The organism is Methylobacterium sp. PvP105, assembly GCF_017876975.1.
In the GTDB taxonomy this organism is placed as follows: domain Bacteria; phylum Pseudomonadota; class Alphaproteobacteria; order Rhizobiales; family Beijerinckiaceae; genus Methylobacterium; species Methylobacterium radiotolerans.
In genome coordinates, this window is sequence record NZ_JAGIPA010000006.1 from 19,648 (window position 1) to 40,589 (window position 20,942).

The window sequence follows — 20,942 nt, forward strand, 5'->3', positions numbered from 1 at the left end:
TCATGCCGCGCGATATCCGGTGCGGGACGGGATGTTCGTCCGCGTGTCGGAAGGATGGGTAATCCCGCTGACGATGGCCCTCGGTCGTCTCTCTCGGTATGGCGGCGTCATACTGCTGGCTTGGAGCGTCGCCGCCTGCGCGGTGGGGCCGAACTTCATGCCGCCGGAGGATCCGCCGGTCAGCCGCTACACCAGGGAGCCGCTGAAGAACCCGTCGGCCGCCGACAAGATTCGCACCCGGCAAGGCGGCTCGGCCGACCAGAGCTTCGCCTCGGGCGCCGACATCCCCGGCCAGTGGTGGACGCTGTTCCATTCCAAGGCACTCAACCGCCTCGTCGAGCAGGCGCTGGCCAACAACCCGACGCTGGAGGCCGCGCAGGCCTCCCTGCGGGTAGCGCAGCAGAACGCGCTCGCCCAGAAGGGCACGCTCTATCCGAGCCTGACCGCGACGCCTCAGGCCGAAGGCATCCAGGCCCCGGGCCTCGACCTGCAATCGCCGCTGCAGAACCAGACCCAGTACCTCTACAGCCTGTTTACCCCGCAGGCGGTGGTCTCGTACAATCCAGACGTGTTCGGCGGGAACCGGCGGCAGATCGAGTCGCTGGAGGCCGCCACCGAGAACCAGCGCTTTCAGCTGGAGGCGGCCTATCTAAGTCTGACCGCCAACGTCGTCGCCGCCGCCATCCAGGAGGCATCCCTGCGCGCGCAGATCGATGCGACGCAGAAAGTGATCCAGGCGCAGATCGAGGTGCTGCAGCTGTACAACAAGCAGCTGTCGCTCGGGCAGATCGCCGGGGCCGACGTGGTGCAGCAGCAGGCGGCGCTCGCCCTGTCGCAGCAGCTGCTGCCACCGCTGGAGAAGGCGCTCGCGCAGCAGCGCAACCTGCTCACCGCACTCGCCGGGCGTCTGCCCTCCGACGAGGTCCCGGAGACCTTCCGTCTCTCGGCATTGAGGCTGCCGACCCGGCTTCCGGTGAGCCTGCCCTCGCGGCTCGTGCAGCAGCGCCCCGACGTCAAGGCGGCGGAAGCCATGGTGCAGCAGGCGAGCGCCAGCGTCGGCGTCGCGGTCGCCAACCGCCTGCCCCAGTTCACGCTGACGGCCACGGGCGGATCGAGCGCGACGCAAATAACCCAGATTACCAACCCGGCCGCCTCGTTCTTCACGATCGTCGGCCAGGCGACGGCACCGATCTTCGATGCCGGCACCCTGTTCCGACGCCAGCGGGCCGCCGAGGAAGGCTTGACCCAGGCGCAGGCGCAGTACCGCGCCACGGTGATCACCGCCTTCCAGAACGTCGCCGACGCGCTGCGAGCGCTGCAGGCCGACGCCAGGGCGGTGGCCGCCGCCGACGCAGCGGTCAATGCGACGAACCAGAGCCTGGAGCTGGTCCGCAAGCAGTTCACGGCCGGCTCGGTGACCTCGACGCAAGTGCTGATCGCCCAGCAGGGTTACCTGTCGGCGCTGGTCACCGCGGCGGGTGCTCGCGCGACCCAGTACGCCGACACCGCGGCGCTGTTCGTGGCGCTGGGCGGCGGCTGGTGGAACCGCGCCGACGTGGCGCCGCCGCCCCCGGAGAAGGATCCGCTGAAGTTCCTGTGATCCAGCATCTCTCCGTAACCCGAGGCGATGGCAGTGTTGGTTCGTCGAACCCGTCCGCTGTTCTCGGAACGACCCGATCCAGTGAATACAAGGGCACAGAGCACATGCGGCATCGACGACCTCGCATCGATCGGATCGGTCCCTCCCATGATGGCGAGGGACTACTGTACGACCAGTCCGGCAGGCTCTCTGAAGCGCTGGATCAGGTCGGTCTCGCCTGCCGGGACTTTACGCCCACCTCCGCCGACGATCATCGGCGAGCCGCGAGGGTTGCGAGAATGGTCTGCGCGACGGCACTCGGCCTTCTCGTTGGAATGGCCGGCCTCAAGACCGCGTCGGCCGCCGACCTGATCGTCTCAGAGCCCGTCGGTCGGTTCCTGGCGACCTGCGAGACTCTCGCGCGGTCCTGCTACGCCGACGCCTGCGGTCGAGATCAGATCGATGCGGCTTCGGGCTGCCGAGGCCAGTGCCCAAGCTCGGTCGTGATCAGCGTCGTGCCCGCTGCCTGTCCGCTAACCGATCCGCGCGCGAGCATCGACGCCGCCGCGCGATCATCGTTCGTCCACGATGAACCTCGCCTATCCTCCGCGCGAGGTGCGGTCGAACTGGTGCTGAGCCGGCGCACGGAAGCGCTGACGACGGTGGCTCAGACCCTGCGCTACGCCGAGCGCGCGAGCAACGGAGCCTTCGCGGTCGAGCGGGTGCACGCCGAGCACCGGCTCGGTGAGCCGTATACCCGGGTTCACATCTGCTACCGCCTCGGCGACCGATCGACGGCGCCGATCTGCAACATCGATTATCTCGTGACTCGCGATCCGCCGCACGTCGAGCCGGCCGACCGGTTCGACGGCATCGGTCGCGACCTCGAGCAGGGTCCCCAGGCCTTCCTACGGGCCCTCGCCCGCGAAGCGGAGCACCAACAGCAGCCGGCCCCGCTGCAGGCGTTGCGTCGGGTCCTCGAGCCGCTCAATCCCTACGACTGGCGCTGACGGCAAACCCATCGCGCTCGCCGCCTCCGGTCCGGTGTGGGGTTCGAACGGCTTCGGACGTCGCGCGACGCCGGCGCTTTACCGACCTGTACCAGATGTCGAACCGGTACCGGGCGTGACCGACTTGCCCCCCTGCGAGATGTTGGAGTTGCCGGTGCTGCCCGCAGGCAGCCCAGAACTCGTGCTTGAGGTACCCGGTGATGTCGCCCCGTTGACGGCGCCCGTGCCACTGACGCCGCTGGAGCCCGTACCACCGGTTCCAGAAGCAGAGCCGCCGGCACTGCCGCCCGCCCCAGCTCCGCCCGCGCCACCGCCGGCTCCGCCACCCGCGGCGGCTACACCGGCTACCATGCCGATGACCATCAAGGCCGCGATCAGCGGCGTGCGGATATCGACTCTCATTTTGCCTCCGGTCATGGCGTGGACGGCGCGTTCGAGACGCGCTGCAATCGAGCCAACCGGACCGGGGATGGCGCTGTTCCGAGATCGGGGATTCTCACGATGTCGGTAGCCGCATCCCATATCTCATCGAAGCCTTTGTCAGCGCCGTGACGGCCACCGCCAGCATGCCGATGCCGAAAGCGAGGCGTGCGACGACACGATGGGGCGCACGATCGCGGCAAACGCTGCGCACGGTGCAGGATCGTACGATCAGAAGCCGGGCCACGCACCGGGGATCGTCTCGCCATAACCCCAACCTGTGAACGGCGGAGCGGATACCCGCTGCTTGGTCACAGGCGGGAGGTAGCTGGACAGCGGCCTGTGCACCTCCCAGTCCATCCAACCTCGCGCACGATCGGCGGCGGCCCTGCGTCTGAGCGTGAGGTCCATGTCACTTGCGCGTGAAGCCCTGTGATCATGGTGAGCCTTGACGCCGCGCACACGTGCCTCGGCAGACACGTCTGTCAGAAACATGACGAGCGGGAGGACCATCACCGAAATTAGCCGCATCGGAGTTCCCTGCGCATGATATGAGGGGTAATCATCGCAGCACGGGCACGAACGGCATCGAGCCGACGGTCGCCTCATCCTCGCCGAGGCTGTGCCCGGTCGAGCGACTATCCCCTCTCAACGGTTCGCCGTGGTGACGGGCGAGGTGACCCCGCCCAGCGACACCCAGGCGATGGCGTCCTGGCTCTCGCGCTTGACGAAGACATAGCCGGTCCGGTGCCAGGGTAAGATGTCGTTGGTCTTGTTGTCCAGGACGAGGTCGCCGCGATCGGTCAGCAGGGTGAGTACGGCGTGACCCTCGCCGTTGGCGTCCACGACCACGGTCATCCGCATCGCCCGGCGCGGCAGACCCGCCTCGGCGAGCAGATGGCGCTTCAGGAGCTGATAGTCCTCGCAGTCGCCGAAGCCGTCCTCGGCCAGGTTCCATTGATCGGCTACGTGCCAGTGGTCCATGTCGGTCATCGGCTGCACCGCCTTATTCACCCGGCGGTTGATCGAAACGATGGTCGACCAGGTCGCGGGCGTGAGGGTGATGCGGGCAGGCTCCGTGCGGTCGAGTACGCATTCGGCCGGATAGTTCTCGCAGAACGTCACCCATGCCGCGATCGGTCGGGCCGTTCCCAGAGGCTGCGCCACGCTCGGGGCGCTCGGCAGCGACGCGAGGGTTTGAGCCTGCACGGCGCCGATCCCGAGGCCGATGGAGAAGGCTGCCGCGAGGGCAGGCCTGAGGCGACGCGCGGCGTGGACCGAGACCGCATTCCGCCTCGTGAAAGCCGCAAACCGCATCGCCGAGACCCAACCGTTAAGCTTTCGTTAACGGAAGTTCTCACGCCGACGCGCCGGCGGCAATCCAGCGCTCAACGAAAAATTAACCCTGTGCGTAGCGCGGATAATATCGGTCGGCGCTAATCGTCCTGTCAGATCTGACAGTATGCATAGCCTTTCCCGGGGACTATGAGAAACAGCTTGGATTTTATTGCAGGGATAAGGTAGAGCTTGAGTCCGGGCGTGTCGAAAGTCTGACATCCCAAACGCTTGCGCATTCCCAGCTCGTTTCGAGGATCTACGGTGCGTCCGACACGATGGAAGCGCCGTGTGAGGCGAGGCCCGATCGGCGAACGCCCAGGCTCGGCAGCCCAAGCCGACGTGAGTGCAAGAGGATGAAGACGAAATGCGTCGCGCTTCAACGTGTCGATAAGGTCGAGGTCAGAGTGTGACGTTCGTCCAGCTCCGACTGGTCGCATTCGGCCAGGCAGCTTTCATGGTCGGCTGCGCACGAACGCTGACGGAGCTGGGCATCGATCACTCAGTGTCTGTCCGGCGACATATTGAGTGATGTAAGGGGTTTGTGATTCAAGGCGGCCTGTGTGGAGGCTGCTGATGTGGACGACCGAGAACCGGGCCCGCTACGATCGAAGCGAGCTTCGGTATCCGAGCGATCTGACGGATGACGAGTGGGCGCTGATTGAGCCCCTGATCCCTCCAGCCAAGCGTGGCGGCGGCAAGCGCAGTGTCGACATGCGGGCGGTGGTGAACGGCCTGATGTACGTGCTGAGCACCGGCTGCCAATGGCGGGCGATCCCAAAGGATCTGGCGGCGCGCTCGACGGTTCACGATTACTTTGACCTCTGGGACTATGACGGCACGCTGGAGCGGATCCATCACACGCTCTACGTCGCCTGCCGGGAACGGATGGATCGGGAGGCCAGCCCGACGGTGGCCATCATCGACAGCCAGAGCGTGAAGGGCGCGGAAAAGGGGGGCGCTCGATCGACCCGCCCGGCTACGATGCGGGCAAGAAGATCAGGGGCAAGAAGCGCCACATCCTGGTCGACACGCAGGGCCTGCTGATGCACGCGCTCGTCCATCCCGCCGACATTCAGGATCGGGATGGCGGCGTGCTGGTGATGGCCACGCTGTTTGGCCTCTACCCGTTCCTGCTCAAGCTCTTCGCCGACGGCGGCTACCAGGGACCGGCCTTCCAAGATGGCCTTCGCAAGGTCTGCCGCACCCTCACGGTCGAGATCGTCAGGCGCTCCGATCAGGCCAAAGGCTTCGCTGTGCTGCCCAAGCGTTGGATCGTCGAGCGAACGATCGGCTGGCTCAACCGCTGCCGCCGTCTCGCAAAGGATTGGGAATGCAAAAGCCGGAAAGCACGAGCGTTCGTCCTCTTGGCCTCCATCCGCCTCATGACCCGAAAGCTCTGTCAGAAAACATCATGATGCCGGACAGATGGGGTGATTGGGGTCACGCTGCGGTTCCGCTGAAGGCGGCTGCTCCTATCGAGATGTGAGAGCGTGGTCGATGTCGGATCGCCACAGCATCAGGAAGGAGCAGCCATGACGCACTTTGCCGGACTCGACGTCTCCCTGGAAGAGACCGCGATCTGCGTGGTCGATGAGACGGGACGGCTCATCAAGGAACTGCGAGCCGCCAGCGAGCCGCTCGCCCTCATCGCTGCCCTGACGGGGCTCGGCCTTCCCCTGGAGCGCATCGGCCTGGAGGCGTGCTCGCTGACGGCGTGGCTGCACGACGAGCTTCGGGCGGCGGGTCTACCGGCGGTCTGCATCGAGACGCGGCTCGCCAACGCGGCGATGAAGACGATGCCCAACAAGACCGACCGCAACGATGCCCGCGCGCTTGCTCAGATCATGCGCACGGGCTGGTACCGGCAGGTTCACGTCAAGTCGCGTCAGTCCCGGCTCTGGCGTTCGCTGCTGGTGGCGCGGCGGACCGTGCTCAACGAGATGCGAGCCATCGAGAATGTGGTGCGGGGGATCCTACGCGAGGGCGGGATCAAGCTCGGCACCCCGGCCCGCGCGGCCTTTGCCGAGCGGGTGCGCGAGATGGCGGGCGACGATCCCCTGATCCTACCGCTCGTCACGCCCTTGCTGGCGATCCTGGCCACGATGCTGGAGCAACTCGATCGGCTGACCCGGCAGGTCCTCGCCATCGTGCGCGGCGAGATGGTCTGCCGGCGGCTGATGAGTGTACCGGGCGTCGGCCCGATCACCGCGCTGGCCTTCCGCGCCACCATCGATCAGCCGGAGCGGTTCCGGCATTCCCGGAACGTCGGGGCGCATCTCGGCCTGACACCGTCTCGCTACCAGTCGGGCGAGACCGACATCCAGGGCAAGGTCAGCCGCTGCGGCGACGAACTAGCGCGTACCGCGCTCTACGAAGCGGCCCATTCCCTGCTGACGCGCTCGCGCAAATGGTCGAGCCTGCGCGCCTGGGGGATGCAGGTCGCCAAACATCGTGGCATGGCGCGGGCCCGCGTGGCGGTTGCGCGCAAGCTCGCCGTCATCCTCCATCGGATGTGGAGCGACGGGACCGAGTTCCGCTTTGGCAAGGAGCCGGCAGCGGCCGTCGCAGCCGCCTGATCGAGATACGCCTGCTGAAGTGAACTGGACGACGGCAGGCCAGACTTCACCCGCGAGGGTGACCCGGATCGTTCCCGTGGGGACGATGGGTGAGGCGATCTCGTTGAGAGTCCCGAACCGGTCCGCGTCAGCAGACCAGGTCGTGAAACAGATTGAGACGCCTCGCTCTCCTGACCCCATCATGCGGCGGCCTCGCGCCGACCGCGAAGAGAAGCGCGTGACCCGCGGGAGCGATACAGCCGGAACCAGAAAACATCGATCAGGAGAAACTTGCCTCACGAACCCCAATCAGAGAAGACTCTCAGAGGCGGACACAGGTTGGCAGCCTGCGTTCAGTCTCGTTGATGCATAAGGGCGGTTCACGCCGTCAGCTACAGGCCTTACATATTTTTGCATGAAATATTATTTACTCGATTCTGATGAGGACAATGAATAAATCGTGCTGAAAAATCATGCGCGGTATCGGATCCATGTATTATCGAGGGCTAACTCTGTTATTTTTGATATCAGGGATTGCTTTTCACACTGAGTCATGCGCTGCGCAGTACAACTCGGGGCAGCTGCGGAAATCGATCGAACCGGTCTATATCAGGCCCACCTACGGTACCTATCACCAGTGCGGCGGCGCATGCCTGAAGAGCGGGTTGCTGACGTGGTTCTGCGAGGAGAACACCGGCTGCGCCCTGAACTGCGCGATCGGTCCGCCGGTGAGGCGGTGTGTTACGTCAGGTAGCGTCATCGAGGATTTTCGCATTCTAAATTAGTTTTCGCAAAGTGTAGCTGAACTCGGCACGATTCAGTTCAGCGATGGATCGACGGTCCTGCGCGGATGCACAGGGCCGTCCGAGTTTTGTATCTAGTATGGCCTTAACCCGTTACAGCGGTTGCCGGCGGAGCCACGGCAGACGGCTTCAAGTGGTCTTCCGGCCGCGCTTCTTAGGAGCTTCAGCGCCGACCGTAATTGTTGCCTTAGCCGTGGTCTCTCGGCGCTGACTGCCGAGACCGAAACTCTTGGCGAGAGTCGAGCGTTGCTGAGAATAGCTAATTGCTACTGTGGGATAGTCGCGGGGCAGACCGTAGCGCTCGCGGTATTGCGCGACGGTCATACCATTGCCGGTGAGATGCCGCTTCAGTGTCTTGTACGGCTTGCCGTCGATGAAGGAGATTAGCGCGTCGTGCGTAATCGATTTGTGGATCTGAGCTGGGGTTGGTTTCTCGACCATCGGAGCTTCTGATGCGCCACCCTGGCGGAGGCCGGACAGAGCGGAGTAGATCCCGAAGATCAAGCTTGGCAGCTCAGCCGCCGGCAGGCTGTTGTTCGAGATGTATGCTGCAACGACCTTGACTGTCTGCCGAATATGATCATTCCGCAGTGTGACCGCTTTCTCGTTCATGAAGTAATCCTTTTTGGAGATCAAGTGCACAAATGACGCAATCTTCCTCCGAATTCAAGTAGAAATCTCATAATACAGATTTGAAACTTACCTCCGACCATCTGCATAATCAAATTAGATATTTGCCGCAACATCTCGCTCACAATCATCTATCTCACCGGACTCTGTTAAATTCATGAAGGTGAGCCATATCAACGATAAACATTAGGCTGGGCAATAATTTCATCGTATTCAGTTTTCCGCTAGACACTGCGCTTCGAACGCCCGAGGTCTGCTCAGTCAGATCAAGCGCAATCGTAGATAAACTATCAAACCGGCTTCGGGACACAGCCCGTCACCGTCTGGTCACTGCCGCGGCCTGAGGCATCGTTGCAGCTAGACATCAGTCTCGTTCAGCACATGTTAGTGGGCGCGATGAGTGTCAGGGAGGATGACATGCTAGGCGAAAGACGCCGACTGCCAGCTACTATCGCAGCTGGGGCAATTTTGTGGGCTGGAACGGCGCTGGCGCAAACCACCCCACCGTCTCAGCCGTCGACTGTCACTCAGCGCGGCCAACAGCTGCCGCCGGGCGACCCTCTGATCGGGCAGCCGGATAATCCAGATGCGATGAAGCTGGCTCCGGTATCTGGCCCAGTTCTGCCCACCCGTGCCGACAAGCTGCCAACGGCGATGCTGCACGTACCCGAGGGATTCAAGGTCGAGGTGTTCGCCAGCGGGCTGCCGGACGCCCGATCCATGCGCCTGGGCGACAAGGGAACGCTGTTCGTCGGCTCGCGCGTGCGCGACAAGGTGTACGCCGTCGTGCCAGGCCCGAACGGCAACGTGGTCAAGGTGATCGCCAGCGGTCTGCATCGGCCGAACGGCCTCGCGTTCCACGACGGCGCGCTCTACGTCGCGGAGCTGTCCAAGATCTGGCGATATGACAACATCGAGGCGAACCTCGACAGCCCGCCCAAACCCGTGCTGGTCTACGAAGATCTGCCAACGGACGAGCCGCATGGCTGGAAGTTCATCGCCATCGGCCCCGACAACAAGCTCTACGTCCCGGTCGGCGCGCCCGGCAACATCGTCATGCCGTCATCGCGCCACGCGCAGATCCGGCGCATGGACCTGGACGGCAAGAACGTGGAACTGGTCGCGACCGGCGTGCGCAACTCAGTTGGATTTGATTGGAACCCTGTTACCAAAGACTTCTACTTCAGCAACAACGGCCGCGACTGGATGTCGGAGGATCTGCCGAACGACACGCTGCACGTGGTCAAGGCGGGAACGACGACGGCGCCCAACTTCGGCTATCCCTATTGCCATCAGGGCAACTTCACCGACCCTGAATTTGGATGGGGTCACTCGTGCGACGAGTTTGCCAAGCCAGCCGGCTTGATGGGCCCGCACGTGGCGACGCTGGGGATGCGGTTTTACACGGGCGATATGTTCCCGAGCAGCTACAAGAATGCGATCTTCCTGGCCCGTCATGGCTCGTGGGATCGTACGAAGAAGCTCGGCGGAGATGTCGTGGTCGTCAAGCTCAAGGACGACGGCACTATCGCATCGTACGAGCCGTTCCTGACAGGCTTTCTCCAGAACAATGCCTACGTGGGCCGGCCCGTCGATGTGCAGCCAATGCCGGACGGATCGCTACTGGTATCCGACGATTGGAACGGCGCTATCTGGCGCATCACCTACAAAGAGCCCTAAGTGACTTGGCCGAGGTGAGACCTCCTCGCCCCGGCTTAATCACCCTCGCCCGCCATCGGACCCGCCGTGCGCCTGCTTGTTGGTCTATCAGCCTTGATCTTGCTCGATAGCATCGGCGTGCCGGTGTGTGCGCAGCCGGCCACGGAGCAGTTGAGTATCTGCCTCAGCTGCCACGGCGAAAACGGCACGTCCCAAGCGGAGCACGTGCCGTCGCTCGGCGCCCAGAAGAGCGACTACGTAGTCGCGCAGCTGCTGATGTTCCGCGAGAAGCAGCGAATTGCTCCGCCGATGAACGATATGGCGGCAAACCTGTCGGATGATGATCTACAGTCGCTCGCCGAGGCAATCTCCAAATTGCCCGCGCCGGAAACTTCTGCTCCGATCGAAGCTAAAGCGGCCGAAGAGGCGCGCGCACTCATCGCGCGCTATCGCTGCGGCTCGTGCCACGGTGCCGACCTCGCGGGGCAGGGACAGATCCCAAGGGTCGCTGGGCAGCGCGAGGACTATCTGACGGCCGCGCTTGAGGGCTACAAGAGCAACGCACGCCCTGGCTACGAGCCGGCGATGAACGAGGTCTCACGAGACATCAAAGATGAGCACATTCCAGTGCTTGCACGCTACCTCGCCCAATACCGCTCGGAGCAGAGTACGGCGGGGCAGGTTCCAAAACCTTGAACGGGGTCGCGGGCGGTCAAGTTGAGCTCTGATAAGCCTCATGTCTAAGAGCATATCAACGAGTTAGAATGATAGGATTATCTATGGATTTATTTTGTCGATAAAACGATCAGTTTTGCGTTGCTACGGATCGTTTGCGTAGCTTGTGTGATCGCCTGATGTTCACAGTCTCGGGACCACGGCGTCGAAGTCGCAAAGATGGTCTTGCCCGCATCGCATGTCTTCAGGGTATACGCTTCAACGGCCCTCTCCTCATGAAGCCTGATCACCTCGAGGACGTCCGCGAATTCCTCGGCTGGCGCGGCCTCGTCGAGTAGTTCTGCAGCATCCCATCCTGAATAGAATCAAGCGGATACCTCCTCACTGTACCGCCCGCGGATTGTGAGACACCGATCTGAAGCCTACGCGGCCAAGGCCGCGGGTGGAAGCTGCGCGGCACGAACGGCGGCTGGGGGTCGGAACCCGTGCCGCTCGATCAGCCACGTCTCATTGTAGAGGTCGCGAAACGCCAGCAGCGCGCGACGCAGGTCCTCGACCGTGTCGAAGTGCTCCACCCACAGCAGGTTCTCCTTGAGCGTGCGGATGAAGCGCTCGGCGCAGCCGTTTCCTTCCGGTGCGCGCACGAAGGCGGGCGAACTCGCGATACCCAGGAACGCCAGCTCCGCCTGGAAATCGTCCGACATGTACTGGCTGCCGTGGTCGTGCCGGACACTCAGGCCGGAGGCGATCTCGGCCGTAAAGCCGCCGAAGCGCTGCCGCACACCCTGGCGGATCGGCTCCAGCGCCTCGAACCGTGTGGCCCGACGCGCCGCATGGATGCCCACGCACTCGGCCGAGCAGTGGTCGACGGCCACGAACACCGCGACCTGTCCCTCAGCCGTCCAGGTGGTGGTCAAGTCCGTGCCCCACATCGTGTCCACCCTCTCCGGGATGATGGTGCCGTCGTGATTGCGCGGGCCGCGCGGTGTGCCGACGCGAGAGGGGGCGAGCAGATCATGGGCGCGCATCAGGCGCAGCACGCGGCGTTTGGAGGTGCGCACGCCCTTGAGGCGCAGCCGCGCCCAGACCTTGCGGTGACCCTCGCCGTGGAAGGGGCAGTCCGTGATGATGGCGCGGATCTGCGTGAGCAGCGCCGCATCCGGCATCGGCCCGACTGGGCCGGGACGCCGCGACGGCACGAGCCGGGCGGGTGAGAGGTGCCGGTGGACGGTAGCGCGCGACACGCGCCAGATCCGGCACACCCGGGCCAGTCCGTAAACTTTGCCGCTGGCAGGCGAGACGGCCCGGCTCATGGCCGCGACCGCCTGCGGGCCAAAGGGCCGGGGCCGCGCGCCTCCAGGGCGGCGATCTTGGCCGGGACTGTCGGGAATTTCGTGTGGGGCGGCCATAGTGGCCCCGAAGGAGGTTCCCGATGGCCAGACGCAAAGCCCCCCGCATCCCTGACGCGATCCTGGACCAGCTGCTGGCCGGTGCTGATCCGAAGTCGGCGTTCGAGGCCGACGGCCTGCTGGACGAGTTGAAGAAGGCCCTGGCTGAGCGGGCGCTCAACGCCGAGATGGACCATCATCTGGCGGGCGAGGAGGCCGGCAACAGCCGCAACGGCTACGGCCGCAAGACGGTCACGACCGAGACCGGCCGGATCGAGCTGGCGATCCCGCGCGACCGGCAGGCGACGTTCGACCCGCAACTGATCGCCCGCTATCAGCGCCGGTTTCCAGGCTTCGACGACAAGATCGTGTCGATGTACGCCCGCGGCATGAGCACCCGGGAGATCGTCTCCCACCTGCGCGAGCTCTACGGCATCGAGGTCTCGCCCGACCTGATCAGCGCGGTGACCGACGCGGTGCTGGAGGAGGTCGCCGCCTGGCAGGCCCGACCGCTGGAGCCGGTCTACCCGATCGTGTTCTTCGACGCCCTGCGGATCAAAGTGCGCGACGAGGGCGTGGTCCGCAACAAGGCCGTCCACATCGCGCTCGGCGTGCGCGCCGACGGCTCCAAGGAGATCCTCGGCCTGTGGCTGGAGCAGAACGAGGGCGCCAAGTTCTGGTTGCGGGTCATGAACGAGCTCAGGAACCGCGGCGTCGAGGACGTGCTCCTGGCCGTGGTCGATGGCCTGAAGGGCTTCCCCGACGCGATCCGGGCGGTGTTCCCCGAGGCGTTGGTTCAAACCTGCATCGTCCATCTGCTGCGCCACAGCCTCGACTTCGTCTCCTACAAGGACCGCAAGCTCGTGGCGGGCGCGCTGAAGGACATCTACCGCGCGCTCGATGCCGCGGCTGGCGAGGCGGCTCTGGCGGCCTTCGAGGCGGGCGAGTGGGGCCGGCGCTACCCGGCCATCGCCCAGAGCTGGCGGCGTGCTTGGAGTGAGGTGGTCCCGTTCTACGCGTTCCCCGGCGAAGTCCGCCGGATCCTGTACACGACGAATGCCATCGAGGCTCTGAACGCCACGCTGCGCCGGGCTGTGCGCGCCCGCGGTCACTTCCCGACCGACGAGGCCGCGCTGAAGCTGCTCTACCTGGTCTTGAACCGCTCCGAGAAGGCGTGGAAGATGGGCCCGCGTGAGTGGGTCATGGCCAAGGCGCAGTTCGCCGTCATCTTCGGCGAGCGCTTCACCCGGGCCATGGCGGCCTGATGTTCAACCCGCCGCCCCTACACGGAATTCCTGACAGTCCCATCTTGGCCTCCAGCAACTCGCGCTCGATCAGCATCTCACCGAGCTTGGCCTTCAGCCGCCCGCTCTCCAGCGCGTCCGCATCAAGGGGCCGGGTCGCCAAGCTCGCTTCGCCCGCCGTCAGGAACGCGTCGCGCCAGCCCGACAGGGTCGCGGCGGTCACGCCCAGACTGCGCGAGACGCTCTCCAGGTCCTCGCCGCGTAGCAGCCGCAGCACTGCATCCCGTTTGCGCTGCCGGGACATGCGCCCGCCGCGACCAGGACCGACTGCGCCTGCATCTGCCCTCGTATCCGTGCTCATCATCCTCACCCCTGTCGCGGCGACCGTCCGCTAACGGGGTGTCTCAAGCAACCGGGAGGCGGAGGATCACTGACCTGCTCAGCGGCATCTTGCACAGCGCATGCCCAGTGCGGACAGGTGTGAGTCTTAAGATCAGCGCGGTGCCTGCGCTCCTGAACGTGCTGGCAGCGTCGCACGAACGCGTCTGTCCAGATTGCGGCCGCTGCAAGCCCACCGTCCGCCTGCGGCCCAACCTCGAAGTCCTTGAGCCCGCACACGGGGCATACGATCGATCCCATGAGAGCCTCCGTTCACACCTCCATCTCGGCGCCGACCTCCATCACCTGCTGGGCCGGCACGCACAGGTAGCTCGCCGTCTCCTCGGCGTTACGCTGCATCAGCGCGAAGATCTCCTCGCGCCAACCCGCCATGCCGGGACGTTTCTCCGAGGCCACCACCGTCTCGTGGCTGATGAAGTAGCTCAGGTGGTCGCAGTCGATGCCCTTGAGCCGGCCGTCCTCGACCGCCCGTCGCAGGGCGCGCGGGACATGAACCGTGTCCATGAAGCCGAACCGGAGCAGCACCCGTGTCACGTCCGGAGCGACCGGCACCACCTCGATCCGCTCGGCGTCTGCCGCGTGCGGCACGTCCAGGATCTGCAGCGTCACGAGGAGCACGCGCTCGTGCAGCACCTGCAGGTGGCGCACGAAGTTCATCAGCGGCAACGGCATGCCGTCCTCGGCCGAGGTCAGGAACGCGCCCGTGCCCGGGATGCGCGGCAGGTGCTTGGATTCGACGCGGGTCAGGAACTCCGCCTCGGGCATGCGGATATCGGCCCGGGCCGCCTCCAGGAGCTGTGTGCCGCGCCGCCAGGTCAGCATCAGGAAGGCGACGCCCGCCGCGAGCAGCAGCGGAAACCAGCCGCCCTCGAACAGCTTCAGCGTGTTGGCGCTGAAGAAGGTCAGATCGACGAGCAGGAACGCGCCGTTGACCGCGAGCACGAGGGCGAGGTTGAAGCCCCAGCGAAGCGCGATCAATGCCGCCAGCACGGTCGTGATCACCATCAGCAGTGACACCGCGATGCCGTAAGCGCCCGCCAGCGCGTCCGACGAGCCGAAGGCCAGCACCGCGCCGAGGGTGGCGAAGGCCAGGAGCCAGTTCACGATGGGCACGTAGATCTGCCCGGCCTCCTGCGAAGAGGTATGGACGATGCGCATGCGCGGGAAGAAGCCGAGCTTGATCGCCTGCTCGGTGAGCGAGAACGCACCGGAGATGATGGCCTGGGAGGCGATGACGGTGGCCAGCGTGGCGAACGCCACGAGCGGGTAGTGGATCCAGCTCGGCGCGAGCTGGAAGAACGGGTTGTCGACCGCGGCCGGGTTCGAGAGCAGCAGCGCGCCCTGGCCGAGGTAGTTCAGCACCAGGGCCGGGAGCACGATCGCGAACCACGCGAGCCGGATCGGTGCGCGCCCGAAATGGCCGAGGTCGGCGTACATCGCCTCGCCGCCGGTGACCGCCAGGAAGGCTGCGCCCAGCATGGCGAAGCTGACCGGCAGATGCGCGGTGAGAAGGTAATAGACGGCGCGGAACGGGTTCAGGGCCGCCAAGATCTCCGGCTTCTGCCGGATGCCGGCCGCGCCGACGGCCGCGATGGTGGCAAACCACAGCAGCATGACCGGTCCGAACAGGCGCCCGATGAAGCCGGTACCTTTGCGCTGGACCGAGAACAGACCGATCAGGATGACGACGGTAGCCGGCACCACAAAAGGCGTCACGCCGGGGGCATCGACCTTCAGGCCCTCGACAGCTGAGAGCACCGAGATGGCAGGGGTGATCGCGCCGTCGCCGTAGAGTAGCGCGGCTCCGATCAGCCCGACGACGAGCAGGATGGCGCGCCACGAGCGTGGCGGTGCATGCCGGGCCCCGAGCAGAGCAAGCATGGCCACGATGCCGCCCTCGCCGTGATTGTCCGCGCGCAGGATCAAGACGGCGTACTTGAGCGCGACGATGAGGAACAGCGACCAAAGGATGAGGGAGACGGATCCGACCACCGCGTCGTGCTGGAGGGTGCCACCTGCGGCTGCGACCTTGACGGTCTCCTTGAGCGCGTAGAGCGGACTGGTGCCGATATCGCCGTAGACGATGCCGAGCGCGCCGAGGGACAGGGCGACGGAGGCGGTTCGTGCCGGGAGCTGCGCTTCGCCTGCCTGGATCGCGACGGTCACCAGTTCATCTCCATCCACAGCCAGCCGAGCGCGACGGGCGCTATGCTCGGTAGCTCTCTTGGTCTCAGACGCTTGGCGAGCCGAAACAGATCCGCGTGATCGGTGGCAGATACGCCCCCGATGCCCCCGCAGCTCTCCGGCTGTCACAGAGGAAAGGAGAAGCGGTTTTAGAGGATCTTGGACCGATTATCTTAGAAAAGGACTTTGAGCCTATCGCCTAGTGTGTAGGCAAACCGACCGTTTCCCCGACGATCCGGCGGGGCGGATCGCTAGTCGCTCGAAACAACCCCGGTTGTGTCGGAAAAACGTGTCGGCTTTTCTATTGGCGGGCAAACGCCGGTTTGGCACGATCCCGACATGCGCGTCGGCTTCGCGCGCATCTCCGCCGTCGACCTGGTCCTTCCGCGCAGCCCTCAGCGGATCATCTCGACCACGACACCAGCTGCCTCGGCGATCGTCGACCAGCGCCGCTCCGCCGTAAGCGCTGGCCGACCTTCACGTTTGGCAAGGGCCAAGCAGTAGCGATCCCCGAGCGACAGACCACCCGCAACCGTGAGCGGACGCAGCATGCCGGCCTCGTACGACAGCGCGGCATCGACGGCGGCCCACCGGATCGGCAAGGGGCGCAACAGCGCTTCGATATCAGGGCGTGCAGCCCCGAGCTTGGCGTAGTGGCTGACTACTTCGGCCAGATTGACGATCGTCATGACAGACCCGTCGAGCCCGGCCTTCACCCGATCCGCTCCCGGCTCAGCCAGCAGCAGGGCAAGCAGCGCGGACGCGTCGAGGACGAAGCTCGTCATTCGGCCTCGGCCTCACGGGCCCGGTCGGCGAGGAAGTCCGCCACGGACGCGCCTGCCTTGTCGCCGATCAGCCTGCGGCTCAGAGCCTGTGCCCGGGCGACGACCTGATCGAGCGTCCGCAGCACGATGGCGTCGCCCAAATCCTCGACGATGACCTCGCCTCCGTGAATGAGGCCATGCCGCTTGCGGAGATCGGCCGGCAGGCTCACGCGCCCATCGGGCATCACCTTGGCTCTCATGGGACGCCTCTACTGTCTGCCATGCAAACCAATGTACGCCAAAAATACCAGTTCACGCCAGGGTAAGCGACTGACGTCATGGCGTCGCGATGCTGGATCACTCTGGACGTGTGGTGCCGCTTAGCTATGTCCGCAAGGGGATCGGTCAACGGACGCTCGGAAGATCCGCTCGCAAAGGATCAATCCGTCTGCGCGGACGCTGTCTCAATAGGTTGGTACGATAAAAATTGCGGTGAGGGGACCCTGTACGTTACAGTCCCGCTCATGACGCATGTGCTGATCGGCTATGCCCGCTGCTCGACCGACAAGCAGGACCTCGCTGCCCAGCGCCACGCGCTGTTCCAGCTCGGGGTGGCGACTGACCGCATCTACACTGACAAGGGCTTCACGGGGACGAACCGGGCACGCCCGGGCCTCGACCAAGCGCTGGCCGCGGTCCGGAGTGGCGATACCCTAGTAGTACCCAAGCTCGACCGGCTGGCCCGATCGGTGCCGGACGCGCGCGCGATTGGCGACGCGCTCGCGGAACGGGGTGTGAGGCTCCAGCTCGGCGCCAGCGTGCACGACCCGTCCGACCCGATGGGCAAGCTGTTCTTCAACATCCTGGCGACGTTTGCCGAGTTCGAGGCGGACCTGATCCGGCTGCGCACGCGCGAGGGCATGGCGATGGCACGCGCCAAGGGGAAGCTGCGGGGCAAGAAGCCTAAGCTCTCGGATCGCCAGCAGAAGGAGCTGCGCCGGATGTACGACACAGGCGACTACGCGATCAGCGACTTGGCCGAGCTGTTTTCAGTCTCACGGCCGACCGTCTACCGGACCCTGGAGCGCCAATCTACGATGCCTGCTGTCGTGGCGACCTAAGTGGACGCGGCACGGCGCCCGGCATTGGGTTCACACATCACCGGTTTCCCTCGATACAGAGCGACAGAGACGCCGAGGATCAATGCCAAATAACGATCAAGATAACACCAGAGGACCGCCCGAGGGCCTCCCACTACCTTGATGCGCTCTCAAATGCCGTCAACCTCGCAGGCGGCAGGTTTTCTACATCCTGAGCAATATGTGAGGCGATGGGCGACGCGCATCTGAAGAGGATACCTTGGTTAATACTTATATCTCTTCGAAGCTTATGTGAACTGAGCAAATCGTATCAATTTTACCGATTTACCAGCCGCTTCAGAAACACGATCCTTCTATTGCGACTGTCATCGTTCATATAGATCGGGTGCAAGGATCGTTATGTCTCCCATGGACAAGGACGCGCTGCTGAGAGCGCTTTTCAAGGACTTGCTTATCGTCAATACAGAGATTCACCCCGACGTGCGGCAGGCCGAGGCCCGCTGGGCGTCCGAGCTTGGTCTTGTGCGCCCGAACTATAACGTGGTGTCGGCACGTCCCGGCCAGGATCTGAGCGGCTTTGGGGCCATCTGGACAGAGGCCGACGAAATGCTCTTTCGGACGCGGGGCGTAGTCGTGCTCAAGCCGCAGGTGCAGGGTCATGCCTGAACAGACAATGCCGGCGAGGACCGGGCGCGACATCATCCTCATCGACGACGCACGCCATCCTCAGTGGGTCGCTGCGGCAAACGCTTTCGCCCGGCGGATGGGCTCGACGACCTACACCGTACTCCAGGTTCACCAGCCCGACACGCGCTGGTTCGAGAACAACCGGCTTGCGGTGCCGCAACCTGAGCAACTGGAGGCCTTTGCAAGAGACGGGATCGTGCTGCTGCCCACGTGGCATCAGGTTCAGATGTTGGCCTACAATCCGAATTCTTTCGCCAGCATCGCAGTCACGACATGTATCAACGAGGCGGTGTCACGCTACGCGGGTCGTCAGGTCCGCCTCGCGCAGTTGGGAGGATCCGAGACGGATCTCACCGAGCAGCGCAAGTTGGCCACACGTGTGCTCCACGCGTTCGACGCCCTCGATGCTGATGGTCTTGCCGCACTGTGCGAGGCGGCCTTTCTGAACGATCCGGAGGTCGCATCGATGCATCTAAGATTTGATGATCTCAGGACTCGTCATCGTCCCATGTGGCTAGAACAACTCAATGCTGCCTGGCTGAAAGAAAAAATAAGTCTCGAAAAATTAGCCTCTCTAGATTATAGATAATTTCTTCCAAGCTTTTTGGTCCGCGAGGACATGCCGTCGTCGAACTTCAAGTGAGACAGAGGGGCAAGCTGTGCTTGCAGCGATGCTGCCTACTTTCCTCGTGACTGATCCGCAATGCGCCTGATCTTCTCAGCCTTCCTCGCGACCGTGCTCCTGGCCTACCCAGTCGCCGGTTTGATCCAGAACGGGCTCGACCCAGCGTATTGGCCCGCAGAGGTGACGCGCCCCGGTGCCTGGTTCGGGGCCCTATTCTCCCCGCATGCCGGTGACGCGCTCGCGATGCCGTACCTCATGCTGATCGGTCGCGCGCCCGAATTCGCGAATGGCGGCTGGTCGCTAGCCCCACTCATCGCCTTCTCGCCCCTCCTGATCCTGTTTGGCGCCGCGCTACTACGGCGCGCCAAGCCCGAACAGAAGCGGGACACCTCCGACCTGTTCGGCTCGGCCCGCTTCGCCACCGCGACCGAGCGCGGCCGCCTGCGCGGCGGGCTCGAACTCGGCCGCGACCCGGAGACCGGCCGTGCCGTGCGCCTCGCCGTGCAAGGCACGCTCGTCACCATCGCGCCGCCGCGCAAGGGCAAGACGTCGGGCTTGCTCATCCCCAATCTCGCCTTTCCCGAACCTCAGGGCTGGGGCGGACCCGCGGTCGTGTTCGATCCCAAGGGGGAGGTCTACCGCTCCGTCGCCGCACGGCGCCGGGCGCTCGGGCGCCGCGTCATCTGCCTCGACCCCATGGGTCTGGCCGGCGGCACCGACCACTGGAACCCGCTCCAGGGCCGCGACCCGGACGACGTCCTCTACCTTCAGAGCACCGCCCTGGCCCTTCTGCCCGAGGCCACCGGTGACGGCGAGGCCTCCGCCTACTTCCGCAATCGGGCCGTCGACCTGATCACCGGCGCGCTGTTGGTCGCCCTGCGCCAGCCGGAGGCGTGCACGGTCGTGGAGGTCCAGGATCTGCTCACCGACGAGGCCCGCTTCCATGGCCTCCTGCAACAGTACGTCACCCACTGGCCCGAGCCCGCGGCCTACGCCGCCATGGAGATCCTGCAGGCCGATCCGAAGACCAAGGACCCGATCAAATCCACCGCCCTACAGGCGTTCCAGTGGCTGGCCGACCGGCGCCTGCGCGACCTCGTCGGCGACTCGACCTTCCAGCTATCGGAGCTGTCCACCGGCGCCGTCGACCTGTTCGTGGCGGTGCCGACCGAGTACAAGGCGGTGCTAGCCCCGTTCCTGCGCTGGCTGCTGTCCGACCTTTTCGCTTCGGTGCGTCGCCACCGCCCGGCCGAGCGGTTGATGATCTTCGTCGACGAGGCCGCGGTGCTCGGCCGGTTCGACGCGCTGCTGACCGCGGCGGGCGAGTTGCCGGGCTACGGCGCCAGCCTGTGGACGATGTGGCAGGATCGCGCCCAGCTCGTCGGGCTCTACGGCGAGGCCGGGGCTGACGTGCTGCTCAACACCGCCGAGGTCGTCACCGTCTTCGACGTCCCGGCCGTCGATCCGGACGAGACCGAGCGCTGGTCGCGGGCGATCGGCGACTACACCGCCTTCGTCGAGACCCGGACGGCCCCGACCGGCGACGCCAAGGGCAGCCCGTCCACGACCCGGGCCTCGCAGGGCGCGCGCTTGATGACCAAGGAGGCGCTGATCGCGATGCCGGGCGACGAGCTCCTGGTGTTTCCCAACAGCGGCGGCCAGACCCGCCATCCGCTGCGCCTGAAGAAGACGGTCGCGCACACCGACCCGCGCTTTCGCAAGCTGATCACCGCCGTGCCGCCGGTCGGCCGGGCGCGCTGAGCCGGGGACGCCGCCACGCAGGCGCGAGCGCCAGCCGGACGCGCCTCGGTCGAGGGTGGAAAACGCGGCCGCCGCGGTTGGCAGGGCGGATCCACCCAGCGGCGCCGGACCGCCGGAACGC

At 64.9% G+C, this 20,942-nt stretch carries 16 protein-coding genes and 2 pseudogenes; 11 read left to right on the forward strand and 7 right to left on the reverse strand.

What is annotated here, in order from left to right:
- Window positions 1-73 precede the first annotated feature (73 nt).
- The gene (locus J3A75_RS35850; RefSeq protein WP_053608464.1) at window positions 74-1,600 is read left to right on the forward strand and encodes an efflux transporter outer membrane subunit; all 1,527 of its coding nucleotides are present in this window, start codon (window positions 74-76) and stop codon (window positions 1,598-1,600) included.
- Window positions 1,597-2,589, forward strand: coding sequence for a hypothetical protein (locus J3A75_RS36915; RefSeq protein ID WP_210254069.1), 993 nt, complete (start codon window positions 1,597-1,599; stop codon window positions 2,587-2,589). The genes J3A75_RS35850 and J3A75_RS36915 overlap by 4 nt, the downstream gene beginning before the upstream one ends.
- Window positions 2,590-3,657: 1,068 nt before the next feature.
- On the opposite strand, the gene J3A75_RS35860 is transcribed toward J3A75_RS36915, so the two are convergent.
- Window positions 3,658-4,326 carry a transglutaminase-like cysteine peptidase gene (locus J3A75_RS35860; protein ID WP_053608458.1) on the reverse strand — a complete coding sequence of 223 codons (669 nt, stop codon included), beginning with the start codon at window positions 4,324-4,326 and terminating at the stop codon, window positions 3,658-3,660.
- A gap of 594 nt (window positions 4,327-4,920) precedes the next feature.
- On the opposite strand from J3A75_RS35860, the gene J3A75_RS35865 reads away from it, so the two are divergent.
- Window positions 4,921-5,762, forward strand: a protein-coding gene (locus J3A75_RS35865; protein WP_091995207.1) for an IS5 family transposase whose coding sequence is annotated in 2 segments (ribosomal slippage) — window positions 4,921-5,311 and window positions 5,311-5,762 — 843 coding nt in all. Because the reading frame shifts where the segments join, the coding sequence is not laid out codon by codon here.
- 117 nt (window positions 5,763-5,879) lie between these two features.
- On the forward strand, window positions 5,880-6,923 hold the full coding sequence (locus tag J3A75_RS35870; RefSeq protein WP_209650854.1) for an IS110 family transposase: 1,044 nt from the start codon (window positions 5,880-5,882) through the stop codon (window positions 6,921-6,923).
- A gap of 911 nt (window positions 6,924-7,834) precedes the next feature.
- Here the strand turns inward: J3A75_RS35870 and J3A75_RS35875 are convergent.
- Window positions 7,835-8,317 carry a MucR family transcriptional regulator gene (locus J3A75_RS35875; RefSeq protein WP_078947056.1) on the reverse strand — a complete coding sequence of 161 codons (483 nt, stop codon included), beginning with the start codon at window positions 8,315-8,317 and terminating at the stop codon, window positions 7,835-7,837.
- 609 nt (window positions 8,318-8,926) lie between these two features.
- On the opposite strand from J3A75_RS35875, the gene J3A75_RS35880 reads away from it, so the two are divergent.
- Both J3A75_RS35880 and J3A75_RS35885 read left to right on the forward strand, forming a co-directional pair.
- On the forward strand, window positions 8,927-10,015 hold the full coding sequence (locus J3A75_RS35880) for a PQQ-dependent sugar dehydrogenase (RefSeq protein WP_238247141.1): 1,089 nt from the start codon (window positions 8,927-8,929) through the stop codon (window positions 10,013-10,015).
- Window positions 10,016-10,081: 66 nt separating this feature from the next.
- Window positions 10,082-10,690, forward strand: a complete 609-nt coding sequence (locus J3A75_RS35885; protein ID WP_238247143.1) for a c-type cytochrome — start codon at window positions 10,082-10,084, stop codon at window positions 10,688-10,690.
- A 401-nt stretch (window positions 10,691-11,091) separates the two neighbouring features.
- On the opposite strand, the pseudogene J3A75_RS35890 reads toward J3A75_RS35885, so the two are convergent.
- A pseudogene (locus J3A75_RS35890) lies at window positions 11,092-12,047 on the reverse strand (transposase); the annotation flags it as partial.
- 54 nt (window positions 12,048-12,101) lie between these two features.
- Here J3A75_RS35890 and J3A75_RS35895 point away from each other — a divergent pair.
- Window positions 12,102-13,322 (forward strand): IS256 family transposase, encoded by a 1,221-nt coding sequence (locus tag J3A75_RS35895; RefSeq protein ID WP_209651351.1) that lies wholly within the window; start codon window positions 12,102-12,104, stop codon window positions 13,320-13,322.
- 7 nt (window positions 13,323-13,329) lie between these two features.
- Here J3A75_RS35895 and J3A75_RS35900 read toward each other — a convergent pair.
- The 4 genes and pseudogenes from J3A75_RS35900 to J3A75_RS35915 all read right to left on the reverse strand — a co-directional run.
- Window positions 13,330-13,662: pseudogene (locus J3A75_RS35900) on the reverse strand (helix-turn-helix domain-containing protein); the annotation flags it as partial.
- Window positions 13,663-13,952: 290 nt separating this feature from the next.
- The gene (locus J3A75_RS35905; RefSeq protein ID WP_053609008.1) at window positions 13,953-15,806 is read right to left on the reverse strand and encodes a potassium transporter Kup; all 1,854 of its coding nucleotides are present in this window, start codon (window positions 15,804-15,806) and stop codon (window positions 13,953-13,955) included.
- Between the two features lie 473 nt (window positions 15,807-16,279).
- A complete protein-coding gene (locus tag J3A75_RS35910) occupies window positions 16,280-16,669 on the reverse strand; it encodes a PIN domain-containing protein (protein ID WP_043388473.1) in 390 nt (129 codons plus the stop codon).
- Window positions 16,666-16,878, reverse strand: a complete 213-nt coding sequence (locus J3A75_RS35915; protein ID WP_238273932.1) for an AbrB/MazE/SpoVT family DNA-binding domain-containing protein — start codon at window positions 16,876-16,878, stop codon at window positions 16,666-16,668. Before J3A75_RS35915 ends, J3A75_RS35910 begins: the two co-directional genes overlap by 4 nt.
- Before the next feature lie 294 nt (window positions 16,879-17,172).
- Between J3A75_RS35915 and J3A75_RS35920 the strand changes: the two genes are divergently transcribed.
- The 4 genes from J3A75_RS35920 to J3A75_RS35935 all read left to right on the forward strand — a co-directional run bounded on the left by J3A75_RS35920 (window position 17,173) and on the right by J3A75_RS35935 (window position 20,821).
- Window positions 17,173-17,769 (forward strand): recombinase family protein, encoded by a 597-nt coding sequence (locus J3A75_RS35920; RefSeq protein ID WP_059409752.1) that lies wholly within the window; start codon window positions 17,173-17,175, stop codon window positions 17,767-17,769.
- Between the two features lie 387 nt (window positions 17,770-18,156).
- Entirely contained in the window at window positions 18,157-18,414 is a 258-nt protein-coding gene (locus J3A75_RS35925; protein WP_043388532.1) for a hypothetical protein, read from the forward strand.
- Window positions 18,407-19,024, forward strand: coding sequence for a hypothetical protein (locus tag J3A75_RS35930; protein ID WP_133250946.1), 618 nt, complete (start codon window positions 18,407-18,409; stop codon window positions 19,022-19,024). The genes J3A75_RS35925 and J3A75_RS35930 overlap by 8 nt, the downstream gene beginning before the upstream one ends.
- A gap of 114 nt (window positions 19,025-19,138) precedes the next feature.
- Window positions 19,139-20,821: a type IV secretory system conjugative DNA transfer family protein gene (locus tag J3A75_RS35935; protein WP_059409751.1), complete on the forward strand. Its 1,683-nt coding sequence runs from the start codon at window positions 19,139-19,141 to the stop codon at window positions 20,819-20,821.
- The last annotated feature ends 121 nt before the right edge of the window (window positions 20,822-20,942 follow it).